The organism is Desulforegula conservatrix Mb1Pa (assembly GCF_000426225.1).
In the GTDB taxonomy this organism is placed as follows: Bacteria; Desulfobacterota; Desulfobacteria; order Desulfobacterales; family Desulforegulaceae; genus Desulforegula; species Desulforegula conservatrix.
Genome location: NZ_AUEY01000026.1, coordinates 20803 through 47224, shown reverse-complemented (window position 1 = coordinate 47224; position 26422 = coordinate 20803). Strand labels below are relative to the sequence as shown.

Here is a 26422-nt window from a genome sequence, read left to right as displayed (position 1 = left end):
GTTTCCAGCACGAACCCCATGTTACTGGAGGTGGTAAAGCAGCTGTAGAGCATCCATCCTTCAAATGGGTCAATATAATACTTGGTAACTTAAAAAATGCGCTCAAAGGTACTTATCATGCAATTAATCGCAAGCATGTTCCGCGGTACCTGGCAGAATTTCAGTACAGATTCAATCGCCGATATGATCTGCCGTCCATGATTCACAGACTGATTTATGTTGCTCTTAGGACTCCACCCATGCCATCAACCATGCTTTCTATGGCTGAAGCAGAGTGGTAATCAGAATTATTAATGACATATATTCTCATGGCATGTTATAGCTACCGATCAATTCTATAATAATATTGTTTCATTTGTATTCAAACTGGCAGCAGTCAGCAAGTTGGTAGCATGAATGTTCGCAAGGCGCACGTTCTTTCCTTGTGTTCACCTGCCTTTTGAATGTAGACAGGAATGATGAGGCCCAGAGAATTTGTATGGTCAATATAAGACTTAATATTACCCTTCCAAATCATATTGTGGATGACATCAAGGAACTCTACGGGCAACGCGGCCTGAGCCAGTTCCTTGCTGACGCTGCTAACGAGAAACTCCTTGAAATAAAAAAACAAGCTTATCAGGGACTCATCGAGGGATATCAGGCCACTGCGTCCGAAACTGTGGAAGTTCTTAAAAAATTCGAGTCTGCATATACTGAGAAACCTGATGTATAAACGTTGTGGAATATATCAGGTGAGCCTTTCGCAGTGCTGGGAAGAAAATTCATCTGTTTCTCCTTGTCTTGTTATCAGCAATAATATCAGCAACGGATTTTCACCTGTGCTTACTGTTGCTCCGCTTATATTTTCAAGCCTTGACAAGATCTACGAGTTCGAGACATTTCTTCCCGCCGTATCAAATGGTCTTGGAAAAGATGCAAAGATAAGTTCCCACATAATCTTGACCATTAACAAAACCAGAGTGATAGGAGAGCGGATAGCCTTTTTGCCAAAATCGATCATGTCTAATGTTGACAAGACCCTGCGTACGCACCTTGATTTATTGTAGATTCCTAACTTGGACGACTGTAGGCTCCTCTATGGCGAAATCATCAGGCTTTGGAGTAATGGGCAAGCTCAAGAAGCGTTCCGTCTGGGTCTAAGAAATAACACAGGGTTTTTCTGCCTGAATCATGGGCGATTATGTATTCAGGAACAGTTGCCGGGCCTCCCACAATTTTAACACCAGCCGCCCTTATTTTTTTTACCGCAGCCTCCATATCATCCACTTGGAAAGCAATATGTCTTAGGCCAATGGTGTTTGGCATAGAATTAGGCCCAAAGCATTTTCCTTCAGGGGTTTTATAGCAGAGAAGCTCGATTCTGGGGCCTGAATCCATACTTATAAAAACCACATCTGCTAATATACTTTTGAGGCCGGTTACTTTTTCAATCCATTCGCCCTCAAGATGACCCCTTCTAATTTCCTTGAATCCTAATACCTGGGTGTAAAATTCAACCGATTTTTCAAGGTCAGACACCACAATATTTATATGGTCAACATTGTTCAGCATATTTTATCCTTTTCAAGACAAGAATGATATGGCATAAAGCTAGAGTAAACTTTAACAATGAATGGTAATCAAAATTTATAATGCTGATTCTGCGATCCAGCAGACTGGAAATTAATTATGCCAAATAGCAGAAATACTCCACTAAAAACAGGCCGATTTCTTGGGATTCATTCGATTCCAGCCTATATATCCACTATTTTTCTTGCTGAATATGAAAATGCTCTTCTTCTTCTTGATGCAGGTTGCAAATGCGATGTCAAAAGAGTCGTGGATTTTATAAAACATGGCTTAAATAGGCCGATATCAGACCTTAAGCTTGTGATATCAAGCCATACCCATCCTGATCACGCAGGTGGCATCCAATATTTCAGAAAAAGATATGGAATTCCGGTTGCAGGCCCTCATAATCTGAATGACTGGTATTCAGGGTTTGGCGGCTATATCCAGCACAAGGTTGATACTGCGCTCGGATACTGGGTTGCAAAGGTTTATAACAGAAAATTCGAGGATATGTTTTATGGCAGGAGCTATGAGCTTGATTTTAAGCTTAGAGATGGTATCAGACTTCCTTTTTTTTCTGACTGGACAGTCTATGAAACACCTGGCCACACAAGCCATGACATAGTTGTCCATAACAGAAAGGAAAAAATTCTTTATGTTGGCGATCTGTGTCTTATGGTGAACGGTAAATTTATTCCTCCTTTTCCAGTAAGCTACCCAGAAGTAATGAAAAAATCCCTGAAAAAAATTGAGTCATTGAGATCTGAAAAGGTTCTTCTGGCCCACGGAGGGTTTCTTACTCCGCGCAAGCTTACAACCATTACAGAAGCCATTGCGAAGCAGATATGCAGAGGAATTCCAAAGCATCTGAAGCCTTTGACTCATTTTGAGGGAATAAACGGAGAAGCCCACAGAAAGCCATGATTTTTTGTGCCGTTTCAAAAACTTTCTTTTATGTCGTCTTTATATATGGATATTCCTGCTCCGGCTGGCCGTTTTTTGGAAAAAGCCCGGCAAAAACTTTTCAGCAATGTAAATAAATTCATTATGATGGTCTCGAAAAAGTCAATAAAGGCCTTCAACGTTATGCCTGACTTGACCGGCATCTTTGTATTTTCAGATATTTATAGATGCCGGTATGACTGAAATCGGACTTTTTGCGGCCTTGCCAATTATTATTTGGCTTTAAACCAGCAGAGGCCCCGGAGTGTTTCCAAATTGATCGTCAGGCACTTTAATCGATGCCGGAAATAGTCTGTTGACATAGCCTTATAACAAGGCTACATCCCTTTATATACACGGCTGGATTTTATAAGTTCACCGTTTTTACAGCCTTATTATTTCTAGCTGCAAGGGGTCATATTATATTTGATTTCCTTGCTTTTTTTCACAAACCTGCAGAATCGGAATCATTGGGATGACCCACTCAATTCTTGATTTTATCGGCAATACCCCACTTATTGAAATCAGTAGACTTAATCCTAATCCTTCGAAGGTAAAGATCTTTGCCAAGCTTGAATATATGAATCCGGGCGGATCCATAAAGGACAGGGCAGCTCTTTATCTGATAAACGAGGCTGAAAAATCAGGGGACCTGACCCATGACAAGATCGTCGTGGAAGCGACAAGCGGCAACACAGGAATAGGACTTGCCCTGGTTTGTGCAGTTAAAGGATACAGGCTTCTTCTGACGATGTCAGAGGCCGCAAGTGTGGAGCGGCAGAAGATTTTAAGGGCAAGAGGCGCTGAAATACTGCTTACTCCCGGCCAGATGGGTACTGACGGAGCAATTGAAGAGGCTTATCGCCTTGGCAGAGAGAATCCATCTTTATATTTTGTTACTGACCAGTTCAATAATGAAGCTAACTGGATGGCTCATTACCGTGGAACTGCCGAAGAAATATGGAATCAGACAGATGGCAGAATCACCCATTTCATTGCGACTATGGGAACCACAGGCACTCTTATGGGGTGTTCAAGAAGACTTAAGGAGTTCAATCCTGAAATCAGAATAATAGGCGTTGAGCCATATCTTGGTCACAAGATCCAGGGCCTCAAAAATCTTCGTGAAGCCTATGTTCCTGAAATATTCGATAAAAAACGTCTTGATGAAAAACTTAATATCGAAGACGAAGAAGCGTATGAAATGGCAAGAAGACTTTCTAAAGAAGAAGGCCTTTTTGTCGGAATGAGCAGTGGCGCGGCCATGGCAATGGCTGTCAGAAAAGCAAAAGAACTGGAAGAGGGTATTATCGTCGTAATTTTTCCTGACAGCGGAGAACGCTACCTCAGCACCTCTCTTTTTACAGTGCAGACTCCTCTTGATTTCAAACTCTTTAATACACTCACAAGGCGCAAGGAAGTTATCGAGCCAATTCTTCCAGGAAAGATAAATATGTATTCATGCGGCCCTACTGCCCATGATGTCATGCATCTTGGTGAATGCCGCAGATTTGTCTTTGCTGATCTTATCTACAGATATCTTGCTTATCATGGGTTTGAAGTCAACCATGTCATTAATATTACGGACATGGATGACAAAACCATAGAAAAGTCTGAAAAGACAGGGCAGAGCCTTGCTGATTTTACAGAGCACTATATAAAGCTTTTTAAAGATGATTGTGATTTTCTGAATATCATTCCAGCAAAAAAATATCCAAAAGTGTCAGAACATCTTGGAGATATGGTGGAAATGACAGAAAAGCTTGTCGAAAAGGGTGTGGCTTACGAAAAATACCATTCCATTTATTTCGATATTTCAAAAATTTCCGAATACGGCGGGCTTTCAGGCGTTGATCTTGAAAAAATAAGGCTCGGTGCCACTGTTGATCTTGATGAATATGAAAAGGAAAATCCCAGGGATTTTACTTTATTTAGAAGAATAAGGCTTTCAGAGCTTAAACGCGGAATCTATATCAAGACCAAGTGGGGGAATGTCAGGCCTTCATGGCATATTCAGTGTGCGGCAATGTCCATGAAATATCTTGGCGGAACATTTGATATACATACAAGCAGCATTCATCTTCTTTTTCCTCACCACGAGAATGAAATGGCAATTGCCATGGCACTCACAGGCAAACCGCTTGCAAATTCATGGGCACATTGTGAAAGGGTTATTTCCGAAGGCAGGATTGTTGATGACAAAGGATTCAGGCTTACTCTCAGAGATCTTATCGAGAAGGGTTGGAATTCAAGGGTTATCAGATTCTGGTTCTTGTCCACTCACTACAGAAAGCCTTTGACTTATAGTGATTCGAGTCTTGAGGCCGCTTCAAAGAGTCTTTCAAGAATAGATTTATGTATTAGCTCCATTCTCGGATACCAGGGCGGAACTCCTCATCATGATATTGATCAGTTTGTCTATGATATCAGGAAGGAATTCAATGATGCCATGGATGACGATATGAATATTTCTGAAGTCATGGCTGCTCTTTTCAAGGCTGTGAAAAAGGTTAATTCCCTTGTGCTTGAAAAGAGAATTTCATCAGAAGATGCAGTTAAAATTCTTGATGCTTTCAGGAAAATAGATGGGGTTCTTGGGGTAATGGTTTTTTCAGTTACAGCTGAAAGTCCTGAAATTAATGCCCTTATAGAAGAAAGAAATCTTGCCAGATCCAATAAGGATTGGGAAAGGTCAGATAGAATAAGAGACAGGCTGATAGCGCTTGGCGTTGTTGTCCAGGATGAGAGGTCATAAATGATTACTGATGTTCCTGTTTATTTCCCTTTTACTTTTATGGAACCGGAAAGGGTCGAAAAACTTTTTAGTTTTATGGGCCAGTTTAAGGCATACAGGGTTTTTGAAAGAAACGTATCAGATGAGATTTCTAAATTAGAGGCGGATGGGAAAATAATATGCGAACTATTCAGACTGTCATCGGATAAATCCGTAAAAATAGCTCATGGATTTCTGGACTGGTCAAAAAACATGGAGTCTATTGATCTTAAAGCTGTTGCAGCTTTCTTCAACCATATTGATCCGTTTAATGAGTCAGTTGATATAATGGGCAGCATGGATGGAATCGATAAAGATCCTGAAGACGACCATCAATCGTTTGATGAACTGCTCTTAAGACAGGAAATAACTCTTTTTCTGATTCAGCTTCTTGACCGTCAGGAATATGATATTAATAGTGCGCTCAGGCGTATTTCACAGAACCATAAAAGGCTTTTTATTGATCCTGAAAAGAAGAATAATGATTTTGAGGATAATGCTTCTTTTGATCTGTCCGGTTTCAGGCTTGATAATATGAAGTCGAGGGTGGTTTCGTGGCTGGCGGCATTCTTTTTTTTGTCTGGCCAAAGCAGAATGATATTTACGGACGAGAAGGAAGCCTTTATAGCCTTCAGTGAATTTTTTAAGAATGGTGAAATAAAGTTCTATAAAGCCAAAAAAGGAAAAGATGGGATTGCTAACTCAGATTTATTGAAGCTCGCATGGCATGTTAGTGAGAATCATAAATTTGATCCAAATTTTTTTGAGCTTCTGGAAAACGGGGAGCAGATTGTGGAAAATCCTGGCAACTTGTTTTTTGCTGCTTCTGATCCTTCAGACTTTAGGAAAGCACTGGCAGGAGCGCTTGGGTTAAAATTAGATGCTTTTGCTGGATATTCTTTATTATCAGATAATTGTATCTTTCCTGTTGTCTGTTTTGTTGCTTAAAACTTGTCCGCCTGTTTTTTTTTATTTCACAAGGTTGACATGCCAAATCAAACAAAATATAAAATTGGCGTTTCATTAAAAAAGCACATCTGGAGCTTTAAAATAAACTGTGTCTTATGGTTTTGAATAACCTTCACTTTTTGTTTTATGCCTTCAGCCACTCTCTTTTTTTATAGATGTTTAGTTGATGTTTTTCGTTATTTTTTTTCATGAAAATATGAATTTCATGCTTTACAAAAAAATACCGGCATATAATATGGGGTTCCATAAAGTATAATTAAAAAGATCCTTAAGGAGGGAATTAATCATGGGTTTCAATCCAATAGTTGATGAAGCAAAATGCCAGGGCTGTGAAGAATGCGTAGATGTATGTCCAGTAAACGTATTTGAAATGCAGGATGGAAAATCAGTTCCAGTTAATGCAGAAGAATGTCTTGGTTGTGAAAGCTGCGTTGAAGTATGTGAGCCAGGCGCAATCACCATCGAGGAAAGCTAATTTAAAGCTTTTATTCCGGTTTCTCTCCAATGAGGGAAACCGGTTTTTTATTTATTCCTGCCATAAAATTTCATAAAAATCCGCTCTGAATATTATCCTAAGTTTAAATCAAGTTAACATGGATTATTGCCGTAAAATGAACAGTTTTTTTCATGGGTATTTTTTTCAAAAACCCCATTGATTCTTTGGTTTTCATTAATCTATCTTTTTTATTTTCAGTAATTTCGAAAGCACAACTGCACTTAAGGAAATAACTGCGCTGAACAGGGCCCCCATTTTTGCTGCTCCTTGGACTTCCCCTGTAAAAGCCTGGCCTGCGACAAAAAGCGCTACTGTAAGGCCAAGTCCAGCCACGTTGCCTGCCACAAAAAGGGTCTTGCTGTCCATTCTGTCAGGCAGTGGGAATCCCATGGCCATTCCTATCCTGCCAAAAACGAAGACTCCAATGGTTTTTCCAAAAAGAAGGGAACAAAATACGAGCCAGGTTGCGGTTGATATTTCTGAAAACTCAACGCCTGCATTTGAAATTCCGAACATAAGCAGTCCGAAGTCTACTATGACTTTCCATTCGTGCTCGAATTTTGCGAGTGGGGTCTGATCAGAAGGATCATCCTCGTAGAGTTCGCCTTTTGAAACTTCGGTACATGGCATAAAAGGGACTATGAAAATTAACGCAAGGGCAGGGTGCATGTGTGCGAGAAAGAGTCCTGTCCATGATGGTATGCCTCCAAGAATAAGATATGGCCAGTAGTTTTTCGTATTATATTTTCTCAGCAGATACGCTGCTATCATGGCTGCAAAAACAAGTAAAAACCAGGCAGGGTTAACAGGGTTATTAAGATCAGGATAAAATATGGCTATTATCACAAGTCCAATGGCATCGTCAGCGATTGCAAGCAGAAGAAGAAACGATACTGCCGGGTGATCGGAACCGAATACAAATCTGGCCAGCAGCCATGCAAGGGCAATGTCGGTTGCTGTGGGTATTCCCCATCCGTTTGCAAATTCTGGTGAGCCTATGAAATGGTTCATTGTTATATAGACAACAATAGGGCCGGTGACTCCTCCAAGAGTTGCAATGATCGGATTGATAGCTTTTTTTATCGGGTTTAGATTTCCACCCGGATGAAAACTTTTTGTTATTTCAACGGCAGCAATGGCAAAGAAAAACACCATGAAAACATCATTTACAAAAAAATGAAAATCTATGTTTTTAAACCATTTTGCCTCGTTAAGGTGATGGTAGGTATCTGGAGATAGGTTGGCCCAGATTAGTCCTATTATTACTCCTGATATGAGAGGTATTGAAAATTCCCTCAATAAATTAATTGTTCTGCGCATTGTTTATCCTTATTAAAGAAATTGGCAACGAAACAGGAAAATATTGATTATGAAGAACTGCCTCGTTTTTCAGCCATTCCGGCGAAGACCTGAATCAATAAGTGGCTGAAATTAATGGACGCCCTATCAAGTCAGGTGACGCTTAAGCCCTTTGAGACTCCATCAGTTTTAAAGGCTCTGTTCCCATTTAGTGCCGAATATTTTTTCCCCAATAAAAAGCTGATACTTTTAATAAAAAAGCGACCTCGGGGAGGAATGTACCTTAGGACACTTAAAGACACAGTTGTGAAAGGGAGTCCTTGTATGGTCAATTTGCCATCAAAAATCAGGCCTATTGCCCCTTTTTGCCGGACTCCCTGAAAAACCTGTCTTTTTCGCTGTATATGCATCCGCAGTAATTCTGTCTGTACATTCCTTTTTCCTTTGATACTTCTATGCCCTTTTTCCAGCCTTCGCGGAAGTCCACATATATAAAAGGTATGTCCAGGTTCTTTGAAACAGCTTCTCCTGTTTCACGAATAAGTTCATGATTCTGGAATCTGCTGTACAAAAGCGTGCTCGAGAAGCCGTCGAATCTGCCGCTTTTGGCCATCAGGGCCGTGGTGCTCAATCTCTCATGGTAGCAGAATCTGCACCTTTCCTTTTCCCTGTAAACCATCTTCCTCAGGAACTCCTCAAGCTCATATCCTTTCTGAACGATTACTTTCAGATTTGATTCTTCGGCAAATGAAAGGAGCGTCTCTTCCCTTTTTTTGCATTCAGTATAAGGATGAATGTTATGTCTGTAATAAAAGCCTGTAACTTGGAAATCTTTTTCTCTTAGGACATCAAGAGGGTAAATAGTGCATGGGCCGCAGCATGTGTGAAGAAGTATTTTCAAGATCTTCCCCCAAAAATTGCGGTTCCGACCCTGACAAGAGTCGCGCCTTCGCTTATGGCAACTTCAAAGTCATCACTCATGCCCATGGACAGTTCATCCATTAATACTCCGGGAATGTTGTTAGCCCTGATTTCATCAGAAATATTTTTAAGCTTCCTGAAGAAGGCTCTGGCTTCCTCCGGGTTTTCGACCGGTGGCGGGATTGTCATCAGTCCCTTTATTCTTATATTTTCAATATTTGAGATGTTTTTTACAAGTTCAGCGACCTTAAAAGGCTCCACTCCTGATTTTGAGTCCTCATCTCCAATTCTAACCTGAATCAGTATATCCTGGATCTTGTTTATTTTTGCGGCGTTTTTGCCAAGTTCTGAAGCCAGGGCTTCTGAATCAACAGTATGAATAAGATCAAAATATCTGACCGCATACTTTGCCTTGTTTTTCTGCAAATGCCCGATAAAATGCCAGGAAGATTCCGGTCTTGATACCTCTTCTATCTTAGAAGCAGCTTCCTGGATATAATTTTCACCGAAAATGGTCTGGCCCGCTTCGATTGCCTGTATTACCATTTCGGCAGATTTCTTTTTGCTGACAGCTATCAGTCTGACATCATAAGTATTTCTGCCAGCTTTTTTTGCAGCTGTTGCAATTCTGCATTTTATTGATGCAATTCGTTCTTTGAGTCCGTCCATATATGAATCCCGGCTTTATTATTAGTATGATATGAATCCATTATCCAGAAGATGGGAAAGCACATGGCTTACAGGCAGGCCAATAACATTTGTGTATGAGCCTTTTATTGATTCGATCATAAAGACGCCGGCTCCTTGAACCGCATATCCACCGGCCTTGTCATAGGGCTCGTCTGTATTTGTATACCAGTTGATTTCTTCATTGGTTAAGCTTTTGAATGTGACATCTGTAATTATTGAATCTGAATATATCAAGTGTTCGGAAAGGCACGCAAGGCAGATTCCCGTAAATACCCTGTGGGTCCTGCCCGAGAGCATCTTCAGCATTTTAACTGCGTCTGTCTTAGACGATGGTTTATTCAGGATTTGGTCATCAATGACAACTATTGTGTCAGCTCCTATGACCATATGATCGGGGTTTTTTCTCGCTACTTCAAGAGCCTTTTGCTCGGCCAGTAATTTTGTATATTCAGATGGTTCCATAAAAGGCACCGATTCCTCATCAAAAGATGCCGGCACAACTTCAAACTCTATTCCCGCCATTCCAAGCAGTTCCCGCCTTCTTGGTGAGTTTGAAGCCAGTATTATGCCTGGTTTTTTTATTATTACCGTCATTTCATTGCCTCTTTTTTTAAAAAAACGCTGCTAAAATCTCTTATGACTTGTCGCAAACATCAAATATAAAACCATGCCCACCATTCTGTATCAGAAAATAAGCTGTAGCTTCACTAAGCTGTGAATGGTAAATAATACCGTTTCTGTTTTTTTGTAAAACAATTAATGCCTTTCAGATAATTATGGCCTCCAGATCAGCTTCACCTCATCTTTATTTGACTAACTCCCTTGTAAAATTTTTAAATTGCTGTAAAAAGACTCTTCCCTTGCCATATTGACAAGGCATTTTTTAATTATGATGGGCGGATGATAACACTTTGGGGCCTGTAATGGCTATGTTTCATCCTTTTTATGCAGTTTAGGAGAAGTACCAAATCATGCAGTTAAATTGTGGCATCGTAGGTCTGCCAAATGTCGGCAAATCCACCCTTTTTTCAGCTTTGACTTCAGCTCCCGCTGAAGTTGCAAATTATCCTTTTTGTACGATTGAGCCCAATGTCGGCATTGTCGCTGTACCTGACAAACGAATGACAAAAATCACAGAATTTATATCTCCCAAAAAAGTCATCCCTGCAGTGGTTGAGTTTGTTGACATAGCCGGGCTTGTTCGCGGCGCTTCCAAAGGAGAAGGGCTTGGTAATCAGTTCCTCGGACATATTCGTCAGACCGGCGCCATTATTCATGTGGTAAGATGTTTTGAGGATGATGATGTTGTTCATGTGGAGGGTCGGGTCAATCCTTTAAGCGATATTGAAACCATTTCCATTGAGCTTGCTTTTGCGGATCTCGATACCGTCCAGAAAAGAATCGACGGCCTGGCAAGATTCATGAAATCAAATGATAAAAAGGTCTCGGACAGAGCAAAAGCCGTTGCCCCGGTTCTTGATCGCATCAGGGCTGCTCTTGAAAAAGGAATTCCTGCCAGAAATGCAGGGCTTGATGAAAACGAAAAGGAACTTGTTTCAGATCTTCACCTGATTACCATGAAACCACAGCTATACTGCTGCAATGTTGGTGAAGAGGATATAGGCAAAGAAAATGATTTCGTAAAATCTGTGAGAACATTTGCTGAAACCGACGGATCAGGAATAGTTGTTATCTGCGGCAAGATTGAGTCCGAGATTTCTGAGCTGGGGTCAAGGGAGGAAAAAGAGGAATTTCTCGCTGCGGCAGGGCTCGATGAGTCTGGGCTCGATTGTCTTATCAGGGAAGGCTATAATATGCTCGGGCTTAAAACCTATTTCACTGCCGGAGAAAAAGAAGTCCGCGCCTGGACCTTTCCGGATGGAGCCAAGGCGCCGCAAGCGGCAGGCGTTATTCATTCCGATTTTGAAAAAGGCTTTATCCGTGCAGAAGCATATCATTGTGAAGAGCTTTTCGAGTACAAATCCGAAGCAAAGCTAAAAGAAGCCGGCAAATTAAGGGTTGAAGGGAAAGAATACATAGTTAGGGATGGTGATGTTCTTCATTTCAGGTTTAATGTATGATTTAATAAATGACACTCTCGCAAAAAGTCAGATTTTCGTCATTCCGGCGCAGGCCGGAATCCATAAATAATTGAAAGTATTGGATGCCGGATCAAGTCCGGCATGATACTGAATCCCTTTTCTGCTTTTTTGCGAGTCCATCATAATCCGGCTTTCCTACTTTTTATGAAATGCTTCGTGATCAGATAAACCGAAGCAAAAAAAATCAGGATCATAAATCTTCTGTAGGAACCGATGATATCTATGATTTTTTCTTTTATTGTTTCTTCTTTAATGCCTGTACCTGTAATTAGTTCCGAAAGATTTGACTTTGAAAAATTGCCAGTGTTTTCGCTAAAGGCTTCGTATTCCTGTCCTGGATTGAATTTTGCAAATCTAATAATATTTTTAAAATTGTTCCTGGGCTGATCTCCAAGTTTTTCATTGACCTGTGTATATATTGACAGGACTCCATTTCTTCCAAGTATTTTTATATTGTAGATAATTTCGTTTTGAATTTCGTTGCTGAATGAGTATTTGATTGCCCAATAAAGGCAGCGAATTGTTTTGTCATATACCGGTTTTATTTCCCAGTCGACTATCTGCATGGTCTGGCGATTTTCATTCTGTCTCTTCAGGTTTTCAATTACCAGATTCTGTTTCAGCTTTGAAATGAGTTTTTCAGAATCAATGGTAATGTCAATTGTGTCACAAATATGGCCTATGGGGTCAAATGTTATTAAATACGCCCAGTTATGATCAGAAAAAGGGCCTGTTCCGGGAGGAAGTATTGCTCCGTCCGTGTTTTCAGGGATGTTTTGTCCCCATAAACCTGAAAGGACTTTTTTTGCGTCCCTCTCATCAAGGAATCTGTAGCCTTCCATTAATCTGAGCGTAACCCTGTTTCCAGAAATTGGAACAGTTCCCTTTTTGTAATCAAGGGAAGCCTCGAATTTCCTCATGAATCTTTCGTCGTGGGTTTCATCTGCATATACTTGGCCGTTTATGGACACAAGAAGCATTGAGAGTATAAATAAGATTTTTTCAGTCATATTTGTCACTCCCCATTCTAAATAATTAGAGGGCAGGAAAGATATTATATTCCATTTTTATATCAAAGAATCATTATTTGTGTTTCATATTCGATTTCTTGAAAGCCATTATGAAATTTTTTGTGGAGCTTTTTTCAAAAAGCGACCCGCTCAAGGCACTCGCCATATTACCTGTTTAACTGTCAGACCAATAAGCTTTGTCTGACTTGGGTTGATTGGTTACATTGCTTCCCTGGAGGCACTCACCAGAACAACGGAGATATTGAATATCCTTATTATATTCCTATTCTCTTAGGTTTATAAGGGGATATTGCCTACCAGAAGGCTTCGGATTAATGTCGGATTACGAGGAAAAGACCCTCTAATCCGGCCTATGAATTTGATTTTTTTAACGACAATTTAACCATACAAGGCATTGCAAATCAATGCTCTCTTAATTTAAAATTGTAATTACCTTATTGAGATTCCTGGAGTAGATAGGTCGATTGACAAAAAGTTGGACGATATGATGCTTTTTCCCACTGGGTTAGTATATCAATAAAAAAGGCACCTGCCAGACGGCAGATGCCTTTTATACTTTTTTATAAAAATCTGATGGAGTCGCAAAAAGTCAAAAATCGCTTAATCGTCATGCCGGACTTGATCCTGCATCCATTAATTTTAGCCACTTCTGGATTCCGGCCTGCGCCGGAATGACGATAATCGGACTTTTTGCGACCTTGTCAAAATCTGAAATACTATTTAATTCTGTCGAGCTGAACTCTTCTGTTTTTTGCTTTTCCTGCAGCGGTTTTGTTTGTAGCTATAGGCTTGTCAGGGCCATAACCTTTTGCAGTCAATCTGGATGGAGCAATTCCGCCTTTTTTCACAAGATAATCCATGACAGCATTTGCGCGTTTTTCTGAGAGCTTCATATTTGATTCTCTTTTTCCGTCAGTGTCTGTATGACCCTGGATTTCAAATTTCAGATCCTCGGCATTTTTGATTATTGATATAACAGTGTCAAGGGCTGCTATTCCGGCAGGTTTGAGATCTGCCTTACCTGAGTCAAAATAAAGATCGCCTATTACCCAGCATCCCTTTTCATTTACTCTTATGCCTTTTGGAGTGTCAGGGCATTCGTCTTTTGAGTCTTTTACTCCGTCTCCGTCCTTGTCGCCTTCCATCGCTACTGGAGCAGCGGAAGCAACTTTGTCCTTAAGGAATACTTTCTTTACGAAAAGGTCCATTTTGTCCGGACTTGCAAGTTCTTCAGCATTTACCACAAAGCCGCAGCCATAATTGCCGGATATTTCTTTAAGGAATCTTGTTCCTTCCTGAGAGTCGCCAACATGGATTGTGTAAACACATACTGTTCCGAGTTTCTTGAGTTTATCAAGGGCGTCGGTTGTTGCTCCTGTTGTCATTTCTTCGCCATCTGAAATTATAACAACGGATGTGGTGCCTTTGTAGGACTTGATTTCTTCGTATGATGAATCAATTGCTTCAGAGAGGGGGCTGAGACCGCCAGGCACCTTCACTTTATCGATGCCAGCAGTGAGGGCTGCTTTTGTGTACGGAGCCTTTACATAGGTATCCATAACATTTTTGCTTGTCACTTCAGACGCATGTCCGAAGGTTTTCATAGCTCCGTTTATTTTCATATCAGGCATTGTCTGGTTCATATATTCTGCAATGCTTCTTGCAATGTCGTATTTTACCTGATTTTTGTAAGAATAAGACATTGATGATGAAGCATCCATCAGAACCATGAAGTTATCAACTTTGTTGGTGTATTTTTCAGAGCTGATTTTTTTTGCTTCTGGTAATGTTACTTTTGTTGTTTTTGCAGCGCAACCTGCAAAAAGCAGGGCAACCAAAATGACTGGTATTAATTGTAATCCTCTTAGTGATTTCATTCTTCCTCCTTTTTTCATGAATAATAAAAAAAGCAAAATTTTATAAAGTTTGCTTTTTGCTGCACTTTTTTCCCATATATATATTTCAGAATTTCATTTTTTCAAAGAATTAATTGATTAATTGACCTTTTCTTTTGCCTTTAACTTGATAGTAATTTCAAAAACAGATATTTGATTTAAATAAACTCAATTTTGATGGATTCACAAAAAGTCAAAAAAGGGCGTTGGCGTCATGCCGGATTTGATCCAGCATATAGTATTATCAGTTACTTCTGGATTTAGGACTGAGCCGGAACGACGGAAATAGTACTTTCGTGACCTTGTCAATTTTTACAGATGTTATAATGTTTTTCAGTCAAAGGTTTATTTTTTTATGAGACAATATGTGGTTGATGATTTGAGATATTCTGATCATGAAAAGCTTAAAACATTACTTGATAATACTTATGGAAATTCAGGTGTTGACGGTATATATTGGATTGAAATAGCCGCAGATGTATTAACCCCTGTTCAGGCTTCGCATAATGACTGTAAACCTTATTATTTTGCAGTCGAACTTCATGAGGATAAAATTTCTGCGGAGTTTCTTGTCAGAAGCAGAAATAATATGCGTTGCCCGTGCATGGGACTTGCCACCGGAACCCAGCTCAAATGGATAATCGATTTTGTGGAACATCTTATGTCTGAAACCGGAATAATCAATTAATTGTTTTAAGGAAGCTCAGATGCTGAAAATAATACCTCTTGGCGGACTTGGTGAAATCGGTCTCAATATGATGGTCTTTGAATATGATGAGACCATTATCATGGTTGACGCAGGGCTTATGTTCCCCGAGGATTATATGCTGGGTGTAGATATAGTCATCCCCGATCTTACATATGTTAGGGAAAAAAGTTCACAGATAGCAGCTGTTTTTTTGACTCATAGTCATGAAGATCATATTGGGGCTCTGCCTTATCTGTTGAAAGAGGTTAATCCGCCGGTTTACGGAACTCCTTTTACAATGGGAATAGTAAGAAACAAGCTTAGCGAACACGACGTTGCGGTTCATGCAAATCTTAATGATCTCAAGGCCGGTGAGAATATTAGTATCGGTCCGTTTAATATCGAATTTATCAGGGTCAATCACAGCACTGTTGATGGAGTAGGGCTTGCCATCAAGACTCCTGAAGGACTCATAATTCATACCGGGGATTTCAAGATTAATAATACTGTGATAGCCGGGATGATGACAGATGTTAACAGGTTTGCCCGCCACGGGGAAGAAGGTGTTCTCGCGCTTCTGTCCGATTCGACCAATGTCGAAAAAGAAGGATATACAATTTCAGATATGACTGTTGGTGATACCCTTGATCGGATAATCGCGTCGAGCAAGGGCAGGGTGATAATTGCCCTTTTTGCATCCAATGTTGCGAGAATCCAGCAGCTTGTGGATATAGCCATAAAAAGAAAGCGGAAGATAATCTTTAATGGCAGAAGCATAGAGCTATCGGTTAGTGTTGCAAAGTCTCTGGGATTTATGGATTTTCCGGACGATTTGATTGTGGATATCAGGCAGCTCGGACTGCTTTCTGACAAGGACGTGCTCATCATCACGACAGGAAGCCAGGGAGAGCCAATGTCCGCACTCGCAAGAATGTCTTCTGGAGTTCATAAGCAGATAAGGATAAAGGAAGATGATACTGTTGTGCTTTCTTCAAAATTCATTCCAGGCAATGAAAGGGCTATAACAAATATTATAAACAGCCTGTACAGAAAAGGCGCAAATGTCATATACGACAAAATTTCGGAAATCCATGTGTCCGGACACGCTTTCCAGGAAGAGCTGAAGCTCATGATAAGCCTTACAAAACCCAAATATTTCATGCCTGTCCATGGCGAGTACAGGCATCTGATTCATCATGGCAGACTTGCCGAGCAGGTTGGAATTCCAGGCGAGAACATACTCATAGCCGAAAATGGTGACATTGTGGTCTTTGATGAAAACGGCGGCAGGATTGTCGAAAGCGTTCAGACCGGAAGAGTTCTTATTGACGGCAAGGGTGTTGGGGATGTAGGACGAAGCGTATTAAAAGAGAGAAGGGCACTTTCAGAAGATGGCATCGTTGTGGTAACCATGATTCTGGATGAAGAAACCGGAACGATTTTATACGGCCCGAAATTAGAGTCCCGCGGATTTGTTTTTTGGATGGAAACCGGTCACCTTGTTGAAGATGCCCAATGCGTAATCCTTGAAATAGTTGAGGAAGTGATGAATAATTCGGAAATAGGCCAGCATGATCGGCCTGATATAATAAAAAACAGACTTCAGAAGGCCCTACGTCAGTATTTTTATTTTACCATTGAAAGGCGACCAGTGATTCTTCCCCAGGTAATCGAGGTATAAATCAGGTATCATGCGGAAAGAGATTTATTCCATATTGCTTTTCTTTTGTGTTGTTTTTGTTTTTTTCAGTCTTTTGACATTTGATCAGGCTGATCTTTCTTCTAAGGCGGCCATGTCTGCATCCGGGACTCACAATCTTTTCGGAATAGTAGGTGCGTGGGTATCCTCCATATTGATGGGGCTGTTCGGCATTGGTTCTTTCTGGTTTCCCCTTATATTATTTTATATCGGAATAAATCTGCTTTCAGGTGAAGAGCTTGAACCTGACGAATGGATCCCCCAGTCTATGGGAGCCGGGCTTCTTGTTGTAGCAACCGGAGGACTTTTTAACCGGAGTTCTATTTTTGGTGCCAGATTCTCTGAAGGAAGCATAATTTCAGGAACAATACAGGATCTTCTTTTCAGGTTTGCCCAGCCTGCAGGCGGTTATCTCATACTTGTTTCCGTATTTCTCGTAGGTTTTATTCTCGTTTCAAGAATGTCAATTTTCAGGATTATTCTTAAACTTGGCTATTATACAGGTCTGTCATTAAAGACCTTTTTTGTGGCCATGATTTCCTTAATAAAATTATCTAGTTACAGAGCTTCTCGTTTTTTTGCTGATTTCATCGAAGGATTTAGAAAACGGAGGGAAGTTTCCGTAAACAAACCAGATGCTGTAAAAATACCCTCAAAAATCCAGTCTTCTCAGGAAAAAAATAAAGATGAAAGCATCCCTAAAGCGGCCTTGACTGAGCCTCTGAAAAGAAATGTCCCGGAACAGTCTTTAAAAAAGATTCAGGTCGGAATTGAAGAAAAAACTGATGGTCTTGCTGAAGCTGATATTACGATTAAGGATGAAAGACCAAAACCTTCCAAAATACCACACCAGATAAAATTCGAACTCGAACTGCCATTTGCTAGAAAAGAAGGTTTTCAGTTACCTTCAATCTCTCTGCTTGATGATCCCAAGTTTGAGCAGACTTCCATTGACGAGAATTTCCTAAGGACCCAATCCAAAATTCTTGAAGAAAAGCTTGGTGATTTCGGGGTTCAGGGCAGGGTTGTTACAGTCCTTCCCGGACCTGTTGTCACTACTTTTGAGTATCAGCCAGCGCCTGGGGTCAAAATAAGCAAGGTGGCCAATCTTGCGGATGACCTTGCCCTGGCACTTAGGGCTCTTAGCATAAGAATTGTCGCGCCTATTCCCGGCAAAGGAGCAATCGGCATAGAAATCCCCAACGAAAAAAGGGAGATGGTCAGTTTCAAGGAAATGATCGTTTCATCTGATTTTCAGAAGATAAAATCCAAGCTCACTGTTTGTCTTGGTAAGGATATTGTCGGTAATCCTGTTTCAGTAGAGCTCGAGAAAATGCCACATCTTCTCATCGCAGGAGCAACCGGTGCAGGTAAAAGTGTCGGGCTTAATGTCATGATAACTAGCCTTTTATATAAGGCAACTCCTGATGAAGTTAAGCTGATCATGATAGATCCGAAAAGAATCGAACTTTCGGTTTATGATGGAATACCCCATCTGATAACTCCTGTTGTTACTGACATGAAAAAAGCAACAAATGCCCTTTATTGGGCTGTAAGGGAAATGGAAGCGCGTTACAAGCTTCTTGCGGACTACAAGGTCAGAAACATCTCCCAGTTTAATAAAAAAGTTGAAAAACTATGGGGTGAAGATCCTGACCAGTATGCGGAACTTGAAAAACTACCTTATATTGTAATTATTATTGACGAGCTGGCTGATCTCATGATGGTGGCTTCAAAAGAAGTTGAAGTTGCCATAGCAAGGCTTGCCCAGATGGCGAGGGCTTCGGGCATGCATCTTGTGATAGCCACCCAGAGACCTTCCGTGGACGTTCTCACCGGTATGATCAAGGCTAACTTTCCGACCAGGTTGTCATTCCAGGTTTCATCTAAAATTGACTCAAGAACCATTATTGATTCCAATGGCGCAGAACAGCTCCTCGGAAATGGCGATATGCTTTACCTTCCTCCTGGTACTGCCAAGCTACAGAGAATACATGGCGCTTATATTTCAGAAGATGAAGTGCTAAGGGTCATTGATTTTCTGAAAGAGCAGCAGGAGCCGGAATATATTGAAGATGTTGTCCAGGGCGCTGAAACCGGTGGCAAGGCAGAAGTTGACAGTGAAGATTATGACGCAAAATATGATGAGGCCGTTGCGCTTGTTGCAAAACAGAAACACGCCTCAATCTCCATGGTTCAGCGTCATCTGAGAATAGGCTATAACAGGGCTGCAAGAATTATTGAAATTATGGAGAGGGACGGTGTTGTCGGACCAGCAGATGGGGCAAAACCAAGGGAAGTATTAATTAAAAGCTATGATTTGCCTGGCGGTGATGAAGACGCCGCATGATAATGATTTTATCAGTCAGATCATTTTTTTAGAAAATTTCGCAAAAATACGGATGTTTTGAAACGGGAATAAGATGGATTACGATAAGAATCTGATAGCAAGCGTCAAGGGTTTCATGGATGAAGAAGAGGGACAGAGGCTTTATGAAGTTTCCGAAGCAGCGGCAAAAATAGGGCCATGCCTTGAAATTGGAAGCTACTGCGGGAAATCGAGTATTTACATTGGCTCTGCGTGTAAAAAGCATAACAGTGTCCTTTTTTCAATAGATCATCATCGTGGCTCTGAAGAACAGCAGCCAGACCAGCTTTATTTTGATCCTGACCTGTTTGACGATGCGGAAGGAAAAATCAATACCCTTAGGTTTTTCAGAAAAACCCTTGAACTGGCTGATCTTGAAGATACTGTTATTCCGATTGTAAGCAGTTCAGCTGTTGTCTCAAGGCGCTGGTCAACACCGCTTGCAATGGTTTTTATTGATGGCGGGCATACATTTAAAGCCGCTTATACTGATTATATGTGTTGGTCATCCCATATAATGCCAAATGGATTTCTTGTTGTTCACGATATATTCGAAAAACCCGAAGATGGTGGACAGGCGCCATGGTATGTTTATGAAAAGGCCAAATCAACCGGTCTTTTTATAGAGCTGGAAAGAACAAAGACCCTAGGAGTTCTAAAAAGACGCACAGGGCTGGAGCTTCCATCAGATTTGCCGGCTTGATTATTATTATCAGTTATTTTCTGATTCAGGCATACACAGGAAAGTCTGAAAGCTAAATTTTTGCGACCTTTTCAAGCCTGATGGACTCGCAAAAAGTCAATAAAGAGCGGGGGCGTCATGCCGGGCTCGATCCGGCATCTTTATATTCTTAAATACTTCTGGATTACGGCTCCAGATTTTCACAGGGACAGGCCCCGCCGGTTTGAAAAAAGCTACTGTTAGGTAAATTTTTATGTTTTCTATAGATATTCCTGGAAATAGCCGTCTTGATATAGAGCATCTTGTGCTTGATTATAACGGTACCATAGCTTTTGACGGTCAGCTTATAGCTACTGTCGGCGATCTTATTAACAGGCTTGCCGAATCAATTTCTGTCCATGTTATTACTGCAGATACTTTTGGCAGTGTGATTAAAAGCCTTGCAGGAGTTAATTGCAAGATTCATGTAATACCTGAAGGTGGCCAGGATAAGTCAAAGCTGGCTTATATCCTCTCGCTTGGAAAAGAAAAAACCGTGGCAATCGGAAACGGCAAAAATGACGGGCTTATGATTGAAAATGCAGCACTTGGGATTTGTGTGATTTTAAATGAAGGCGCCTGTACAGCCGTACTTTTGAAATCAGATATTGTCTGTACGAGTATTATTGATGCTCTTTCGCTGTTTGAAAATCCCCTGAGGCTCAAGGCAACTCTGAGAACCTGATGCTATGGACTCTTTTCAATAATCTATCCAATATCAGAATACGGCTGTGCCCAAAGCCAGAACGGTTGCAAGCACGCATGCGCCGGACAACAATAAGTGTATTTTGCCCATTCCTTTTATTCCAGCTGTTTTAAGTGCAAAATAAGCATACACAGCGCCTCCGAGGAAACCGCCTCCGTGCGCCCAGTTGTTTATTCCTCTTATCATGAGCCCCATCATTATGAGACTTACAATCCAGCCTGTAGTCTGCTTTTTTACAACAATTGCAATGGCGTCCCTGGACACAGTGCCAAAAATTATGGAGGCTCCGACAAGACCGCAGATGCCGGCCGAGGCTCCGACTGTCAGAGGAATTCCTGCCAGTGCTGACATCAGGAAGCCGGTTGTAGTTGAAACAGTGTAGATTATGAACATCACTGAGTTGCCGTAAAGAGCAGCAATAAGTCTGGCCAGGCTCATAAATGCGAGCATGTTGAAAACAATATGCAGCAGATTCGCATGGTTATAGCCAGCAGAAAGAAGGGTCCACCACATATGCTTTTCAAAAACAAGCCCGGAGCCTGATGCTCCCAATCTGATAAGACTCTCGGACGTAACCTGCAGAAAAGTCAGTGGGTTGATATCAAGAAAAACCCTTCTTCCTGAAAGGACCACAGATATTGCGAACATGATCATATTCTGGGTGATTACTGCCTTTATTAGAAATTCAGGATCAAATTCAATTTTTTCAGTGATTTTTGATATTTTTCCTGTAATTACAGATTTGTTTTGCATTTCACTCATATTTTACCTTTGGATTTTTTAATCCTTTAATATTTTGATGGAGTCGCAAAAAGACAAAAATAGCGTCGGCATCATGCCGGGCTTGATCAGGCATCCAGTTATTTCAGATACTTCTGGATTCCGGCCTGCGCCTGAATGACGGTAATCTGACTTTTTGCGACTTTGTCAATATTTTGCGAAGTTTGCTTTTTACCGGACAGTATACATGGTCTCAATAAAAAACAGAAAAATTATTCTTGTACAGCCTCCCATAAGGGATTTTTATTTTACTTCAAAGCGATCGATTCCATACGGACTTCTTTCAATTGCAGCCTCATTAAGGAAAAGCGGATTTGACGTCTCACTTATAGACGGTCTTGCCACGTCAAGGTCAAGGAAAATATCCGTTCCTGAGGAAATGAATTACCTTGCTGAATTCTACGGTAGAGAAGATATTTCTCCTCTTGCGCTTTTCAATGGATATAAGCATTTTGGCTATGGTTTTGAAAATATAGCGAAAAGGGCCGCAGAAACCGGAGCTTTTCTTGTAGGTATTTCATCCCTTTTCACAGCGTACAGTGAAGTGGCGCTTCAGACCGCAAAATCAATAAAAAGCGTAATGCCCGACGCATATATTGTAATGGGCGGACATCATGCGACCGCAATTCCTGAACATCTTCTTGAAAATTCATATGTTGATTTTGTAATAACCGGAGAAGGTGAACATGCTTTGCCCATGCTTTCAAACGCTTTATTGTCCGGTTCTCCGCTTACAGATATTCCCGGGCTTGTCTACAAGGATGACAATAAACGGATAATAAAAAATGAGAGGGCGATTGTTCATGATCTTTCTGAAATACCAATTCCGGCTCTTGATCTCATGGATCATGGTTTTTATTCAAGAAAAGATGGCGGAAGCGCTGTAATAACTTCAAGCCGCGGTTGTCCTTTAAAATGCTCTTATTGCTGCGTTGGGTCTGCGAATATAAGGTGGAGAAAGAGAAATCCCGAACAGATTATTGAGGAAATAAAGACAGCAGTCGAAATATATGGGGCCAGATTCATTGATTTTGAGGACGAGAATCTGTCCCTTGATAAAGTCTGGTTCAATGAGATACTTGACGCTGTAATCGATGAATTTCCTGGACTTGAACTAAGGGCAATGAATGGCCTTTTCCCTCCTTCGCTCTATCCTGAACTGATGATGAAAATGAGGATGGCAGGGTTCAGGACACTTAATCTATCTGTTGGCTCAACATCAAGGGAGCAGCTTGAAAAATTCGGAAGGCCCGATATAATGGACTGTCTGGACGAAGTCCTTGAAAATGCGGGAAAAGCTGGTCTTGAATGTGTCTGTTACGTCATCGCAGGAGGGCCAGGACAAAGCCTCGAATCAAGTGTTGATGATCTGGTTTATTTTTCATCAAGAAACGCTCTTGTTGGAGTTTCTGTCTATTACCCCGCACCTGGCAGCAGGGATTATGCACTTCTGTCAGGTTCAGGCCAGCTTCCAGGATCATTTTCCCTGATGAGATCAAGCGCCATGCCTTTGTCAAAACCAGAAGACAGAATCAAAACAGCGACAGTAATGAGGCTTGGAAGAATACTGAATTTCATGAAATCCCTCGATAAAATGAGTATTCAGTCTTTGAGGCCTGAAAAATTAGCCATGGGCACAATACACTTTGAAGATAGAGTCAGTGCCGGGATAAGTCTCATAAACTCCTTTTTGTATGATTTTAAAATAAGGGGTATTGAGAAAAACGGGTACGTTTATGAACATTCTTCATGCGAAGAATTATGCAAGAGATTTGCATATAAACTGGATTTTCTATGAAAAGGCTTCTTAAGTCGTTCCCTATTTTTAAGGTAATTTATTGCCATGAGCGAATCTGACCACTTGATTTAAAACTGATGGCCTCGCAGAAAGTCAAATAAGGGCGGCGGCGTAATGCCGGACTTGATCCGGCATCTTTGTATTTTTTAGACACTTCTGGATTAAGACCTGCGCCGGAATGACGGAAATCTGACTTTTTTGCGACATTGTCAAAAATGAAATAAGGGCAACAAGCATTTTTTATAGATACGAAACAAACCATTTAATTGCTTCATCTATTAAAATTTTCTGGTGTTCTTCGTTTGTGATTCTGTGATCACCGCTTTTAAATATGATGATTTTTTTCGGATCATTTGCAGAAATAATTATTTCATCGGCATTTGAGCATGGAACCACCTGGTCTTCCTCTCCGTGAAATACGAGGCAGTTCCTTAAAGAAGACAGGTTATCGCTGATCTCGAATTTAAGGCCGGTTTCATAGAAGTCCTCAGTAAGGTTATGAGGATTCGGATCATCTGGTCTTCTAATTATGGATGATCCCCTGACTGGAGCCGCGAGTGTAACAATTGCCTTTGCGTTGATTTTACCAAATGCAGAAATGGCTGTGGAGCCGCCCATGCTGCTTCCAAAAATTCCGAATCTGCCGTTAAGGCGCGGATGGGATCTAAGAATGCTTATTCCGCTGATTATATCCTGGCATCTTCCATCAAGTGAGGTCACTTCCGCGAAGTTTCCTTCACTTTCTCCGCAGCCTCTGTGATCCAGTCTTAAAAATGCTATTCCTTTTTCATTCAGTCCTTTTGCAAGGGCTATCATCTTGCCCGATGTGCCGTCACTCAGAAAACCATGTGATCCAATAACTGCCGGTATTTTATCGCCGTTGTCTTCGGATTCAGGCAGATGGAGCCACGCGTTTATTCTAAGGCCATCCGAATAAAAGGATATGTTTTTTATGGTAGTATTATATTTATTCATGATTTAGTAATTCCCCGTCCAGAGGGCTAAAATATTAAAAATGCTATTTTTTTGAGGATTCCTTGATAAAGGAGCTGTTTGAGTTTAATAAGTCTTTCTAAGGGCACTTCTAAAAATTGTCTTTTTGCGCGTTAGCAGCGTCAGCGTCGTACTCTAAGCCTTATTTATACCGCATAAACTCCGGTTCTTAGTGCGACGCTGCTGATTCCCTTGGCTACCACATCAAAAATTTTAATTTTTAGAGGCCACCCTTAAACTATCATAAGTTAAGAATAATTTGAAAATATTATTGATTAAGGGAAAAGGCGTTTTCGATGATTAAAAAGGGGCAGGACATTCACCTGGAAATATCTGATCTGGCGTTTGGCGGTCGTGGGCTCGCAAAAATTTCAGGGTTTGCAGTATTTGTTGACGGCGCTGTTGAAGGTGATCTCGTACTTGCAAGGGTTACAAAAAACAAGAAAAGTTTTGGCGAGGCAAGGGTTCTTGAAATAATTACTCCGTCGCAATTCAGGGTTGACCCCGTCTGTGACTATAGCGGAGTTTGCGGCGGATGCTCCATGCAGTTTATAAATTATGAAAGACAGCTTCATTACAAAACAAATCATGTACGGGAGGCCATCGAGCATATTGCCTTGATGGATAATGTGACTGTCCTTCCTGCAGTATCTTCAGAAAATAATTTTGCTTACAGAAATAAAATGGAATTCACCTTTTCCCCTGACAGATGGCTCATGCCTGGCGAACTCGGAGTCGAAGGCGTGGAACGAGGGGCAGGAGTTGGTTTCCATGCCCCAAAATCATTTCAGAGGGTAATTGATATAAAAAAATGTCATCTCATGCCTGAACAGGGTAACGATATTCTTCAGGAAATAAGATCCCATGCTCTAGAATCAGGACTTGATGCCTACAACCAGAGACTTCACACAGGCTTCTGGAGATTTGTGACGCTCAGGCATTCTGTTTACTCGGATTCTTGGATGGTTAATCTTGTTACTTCCTCAGAAAATGACAAAACGATTTTCTCCCTTGCCGACAAACTGACTAAAAAATTCGATAATATCACTTCAATTGTTAACAACATAACTGCCCGTAAGGCAGGCGTTGCATTTGGGGAATACGAAAAACCTGTTTACGGGAATAATTATATAATCGAGCGCCTCGGTAAATTTGAGTTTGAAATTTCCCCTAATTCTTTTTTCCAGACCAACACAAGAGGCGCTGAAAAGCTTTATTCTATTGTCACCGAATGTGCGGGCCTCACAGGTTCGGAAGATGTTGTCGATCTATACTGCGGAGCCGGAACAATTGGAATATGGCTTTCCCAGTATGCAAGGAAAGTTACCGGAGTCGAGATTGTTGAAAGTGCTGTCATAGATGCAAGGAAAAACACAGAGCGCAATGGCATAGAAAATTGCTCATTCCACTTGGGAGATGTCGCTCATATTCTGAGTGATGTTGAAAAACCTGATGTCATGATTGTCGATCCTCCAAGATCAGGGATGTCAAAGGAAGTCGTTAAGCAGGTTATTGAAATGGCCCCCAAAAGGATTGTTTATGTTTCATGCAATCCTGCCACAATGGCCAGGGATTTTCTGGAATTGAAGAAATTTTACAAGGTAAATCAAATTCAGCCTGTGGATATGTTTCCAAATACTTACCATATAGAAGCTGTGGCAAGACTCGATCTGCTCTAAAGATAAACCTTGTTGAGCCGTATCCAGAAAAAAAAGGTGCCGGATCAAGTCCGGCATGACGCCGATGCATTTTTCTGTTTTTTTGAGAGGCCATCAATTTTGATTTTTTGTATCTATTCACCAAATATGAAATTCAACCTTTTAAAAGGACGCTTTTTTGAAAAAAAGATTGGCAAAAAACCTCAGGTTTTAGATTTGTTGCCTGAATCCGTTGTGTATAACTTTCTTAAAAATATCATAAAAAAGTTTTTGGGAAAGGTTTGGAAAGCACTTTTTACAAAAAGGGTTTTCCAAGAATAAGGCTATCCCTTTAAAAAG

Annotated in this window: 24 protein-coding genes; 15 read left to right on the top strand and 9 right to left on the bottom strand. The window is 40.9% G+C overall.

Annotated elements, in window-relative coordinates; translation table 11 throughout:
- From K245_RS0111080 to K245_RS0111070, 3 genes are all read left to right on the top strand, one after another.
- Window positions 1-281, top strand: a 281-nt coding sequence (locus tag K245_RS0111080) for a transposase (RefSeq protein ID WP_027359340.1), incomplete at its 5' end; no start/stop codon positions are given.
- 197 nt (window positions 282-478) lie between these two features.
- Complete coding sequence (locus K245_RS0111075; protein WP_027359339.1) at window positions 479-715, top strand: hypothetical protein; 237 nt, start codon at window positions 479-481, stop codon at window positions 713-715.
- Window positions 708-1049 (top strand): type II toxin-antitoxin system PemK/MazF family toxin, encoded by a 342-nt coding sequence (locus K245_RS0111070; RefSeq protein WP_027359338.1) that lies wholly within the window; start codon window positions 708-710, stop codon window positions 1047-1049. The genes K245_RS0111075 and K245_RS0111070 overlap by 8 nt, the downstream gene beginning before the upstream one ends.
- A gap of 43 nt (window positions 1050-1092) precedes the next feature.
- Here K245_RS0111070 and K245_RS0111065 read toward each other — a convergent pair whose 3' ends face one another.
- On the bottom strand, window positions 1093-1554 hold the full coding sequence (locus K245_RS0111065; RefSeq protein WP_027359337.1) for a VOC family protein: 462 nt from the start codon (window positions 1552-1554) through the stop codon (window positions 1093-1095).
- Window positions 1555-1671: 117 nt separating this feature from the next.
- On the opposite strand from K245_RS0111065, the gene K245_RS24035 reads away from it, so the two are divergent.
- The 4 genes from K245_RS24035 (at window position 1672) to K245_RS0111035 (ending at window position 6713) form a co-directional block, all read left to right on the top strand.
- Window positions 1672-2478, top strand: coding sequence for an MBL fold metallo-hydrolase (locus K245_RS24035; RefSeq protein ID WP_051284050.1), 807 nt, complete (start codon window positions 1672-1674; stop codon window positions 2476-2478).
- Window positions 2479-2971: 493 nt separating this feature from the next.
- Window positions 2972-5251: a cysteine--tRNA ligase gene (gene cysS, locus K245_RS0111050; protein WP_027359335.1), complete on the top strand. Its 2280-nt coding sequence runs from the start codon at window positions 2972-2974 to the stop codon at window positions 5249-5251.
- Window positions 5252-6217, top strand: coding sequence for a hypothetical protein (locus K245_RS0111045; protein ID WP_027359334.1), 966 nt, complete (start codon window positions 5252-5254; stop codon window positions 6215-6217). It begins immediately after the preceding gene.
- A gap of 307 nt (window positions 6218-6524) precedes the next feature.
- Window positions 6525-6713 carry a ferredoxin gene (locus tag K245_RS0111035; protein ID WP_027359333.1) on the top strand — a complete coding sequence of 63 codons (189 nt, stop codon included), beginning with the start codon at window positions 6525-6527 and terminating at the stop codon, window positions 6711-6713.
- 195 nt (window positions 6714-6908) lie between these two features.
- Here the strand turns inward: K245_RS0111035 and K245_RS0111025 are convergent, their stop codons facing one another.
- From K245_RS0111025 to K245_RS0111010, 4 genes are all read right to left on the bottom strand, one after another.
- Window positions 6909-8054, bottom strand: a complete 1146-nt coding sequence (locus K245_RS0111025; protein WP_027359332.1) for a Na+/H+ antiporter NhaA — start codon at window positions 8052-8054, stop codon at window positions 6909-6911.
- 331 nt (window positions 8055-8385) lie between these two features.
- Window positions 8386-8934: an epoxyqueuosine reductase QueH gene (locus K245_RS0111020; RefSeq protein ID WP_027359331.1), complete on the bottom strand. Its 549-nt coding sequence runs from the start codon at window positions 8932-8934 to the stop codon at window positions 8386-8388.
- On the bottom strand, window positions 8931-9623 hold the full coding sequence (locus tag K245_RS0111015; RefSeq protein ID WP_027359330.1) for a YggS family pyridoxal phosphate-dependent enzyme: 693 nt from the start codon (window positions 9621-9623) through the stop codon (window positions 8931-8933). The genes K245_RS0111020 and K245_RS0111015 overlap by 4 nt, the downstream gene beginning before the upstream one ends.
- A 21-nt stretch (window positions 9624-9644) precedes the next feature.
- Window positions 9645-10238: a Maf family protein gene (locus tag K245_RS0111010; RefSeq protein ID WP_027359329.1), complete on the bottom strand. Its 594-nt coding sequence runs from the start codon at window positions 10236-10238 to the stop codon at window positions 9645-9647.
- A 377-nt stretch (window positions 10239-10615) separates the two neighbouring features.
- On the opposite strand from K245_RS0111010, the gene ychF reads away from it, so the two are divergent.
- Window positions 10616-11725 carry a redox-regulated ATPase YchF gene (gene ychF, locus K245_RS0111005; protein WP_027359328.1) on the top strand — a complete coding sequence of 370 codons (1110 nt, stop codon included), beginning with the start codon at window positions 10616-10618 and terminating at the stop codon, window positions 11723-11725.
- Window positions 11726-11865: 140 nt separating this feature from the next.
- Here the strand turns inward: ychF and K245_RS0110995 are convergent, their stop codons facing one another.
- Both K245_RS0110995 and K245_RS0110985 read right to left on the bottom strand, forming a co-directional pair.
- Entirely contained in the window at window positions 11866-12756 is an 891-nt protein-coding gene (locus K245_RS0110995) for a DUF2167 domain-containing protein (protein ID WP_027359327.1), read from the bottom strand.
- Between the two features lie 737 nt (window positions 12757-13493).
- A complete protein-coding gene (locus K245_RS0110985) occupies window positions 13494-14654 on the bottom strand; it encodes an OmpA family protein (protein ID WP_027359326.1) in 1161 nt (386 codons plus the stop codon).
- A 373-nt stretch (window positions 14655-15027) separates the two neighbouring features.
- On the opposite strand from K245_RS0110985, the gene K245_RS0110980 reads away from it, so the two are divergent.
- The 5 genes from K245_RS0110980 (at window position 15028) to K245_RS0110960 (ending at window position 20833) form a co-directional block, all read left to right on the top strand.
- Window positions 15028-15360 (top strand): hypothetical protein, encoded by a 333-nt coding sequence (locus K245_RS0110980; protein ID WP_027359325.1) that lies wholly within the window; start codon window positions 15028-15030, stop codon window positions 15358-15360.
- A 19-nt stretch (window positions 15361-15379) separates the two neighbouring features.
- The gene (locus K245_RS0110975; protein ID WP_027359324.1) at window positions 15380-17041 is read left to right on the top strand and encodes a ribonuclease J; all 1662 of its coding nucleotides are present in this window, start codon (window positions 15380-15382) and stop codon (window positions 17039-17041) included.
- 10 nt (window positions 17042-17051) lie between these two features.
- Window positions 17052-19409 carry a DNA translocase FtsK gene (locus K245_RS0110970; RefSeq protein ID WP_027359323.1) on the top strand — a complete coding sequence of 786 codons (2358 nt, stop codon included), beginning with the start codon at window positions 17052-17054 and terminating at the stop codon, window positions 19407-19409.
- A gap of 73 nt (window positions 19410-19482) precedes the next feature.
- Window positions 19483-20130, top strand: coding sequence for a class I SAM-dependent methyltransferase (locus K245_RS24030; RefSeq protein WP_051284049.1), 648 nt, complete (start codon window positions 19483-19485; stop codon window positions 20128-20130).
- Window positions 20131-20362: 232 nt separating this feature from the next.
- On the top strand, window positions 20363-20833 hold the full coding sequence (locus tag K245_RS0110960) for an HAD family hydrolase (protein ID WP_027359322.1): 471 nt from the start codon (window positions 20363-20365) through the stop codon (window positions 20831-20833).
- Window positions 20834-20866: 33 nt separating this feature from the next.
- On the opposite strand, the gene K245_RS24025 is transcribed toward K245_RS0110960, so the two are convergent.
- The gene (locus tag K245_RS24025; protein WP_051284048.1) at window positions 20867-21616 is read right to left on the bottom strand and encodes a rhomboid family intramembrane serine protease; all 750 of its coding nucleotides are present in this window, start codon (window positions 21614-21616) and stop codon (window positions 20867-20869) included.
- A 205-nt stretch (window positions 21617-21821) separates the two neighbouring features.
- Between K245_RS24025 and K245_RS0110945 the strand changes: the two genes are divergently transcribed.
- Complete coding sequence (locus tag K245_RS0110945) at window positions 21822-23432, top strand: B12-binding domain-containing radical SAM protein (protein WP_027359321.1); 1611 nt, start codon at window positions 21822-21824, stop codon at window positions 23430-23432.
- A gap of 240 nt (window positions 23433-23672) precedes the next feature.
- Here the strand turns inward: K245_RS0110945 and K245_RS0110940 are convergent, their stop codons facing one another.
- Window positions 23673-24407 (bottom strand): alpha/beta hydrolase, encoded by a 735-nt coding sequence (locus K245_RS0110940; protein WP_027359320.1) that lies wholly within the window; start codon window positions 24405-24407, stop codon window positions 23673-23675.
- Window positions 24408-24721: 314 nt separating this feature from the next.
- On the opposite strand from K245_RS0110940, the gene rlmD reads away from it, so the two are divergent.
- Window positions 24722-26104 (top strand): 23S rRNA (uracil(1939)-C(5))-methyltransferase RlmD, encoded by a 1383-nt coding sequence (gene rlmD / locus K245_RS0110935; protein ID WP_027359319.1) that lies wholly within the window; start codon window positions 24722-24724, stop codon window positions 26102-26104.
- The last annotated feature ends 318 nt before the right edge of the window (window positions 26105-26422 follow it).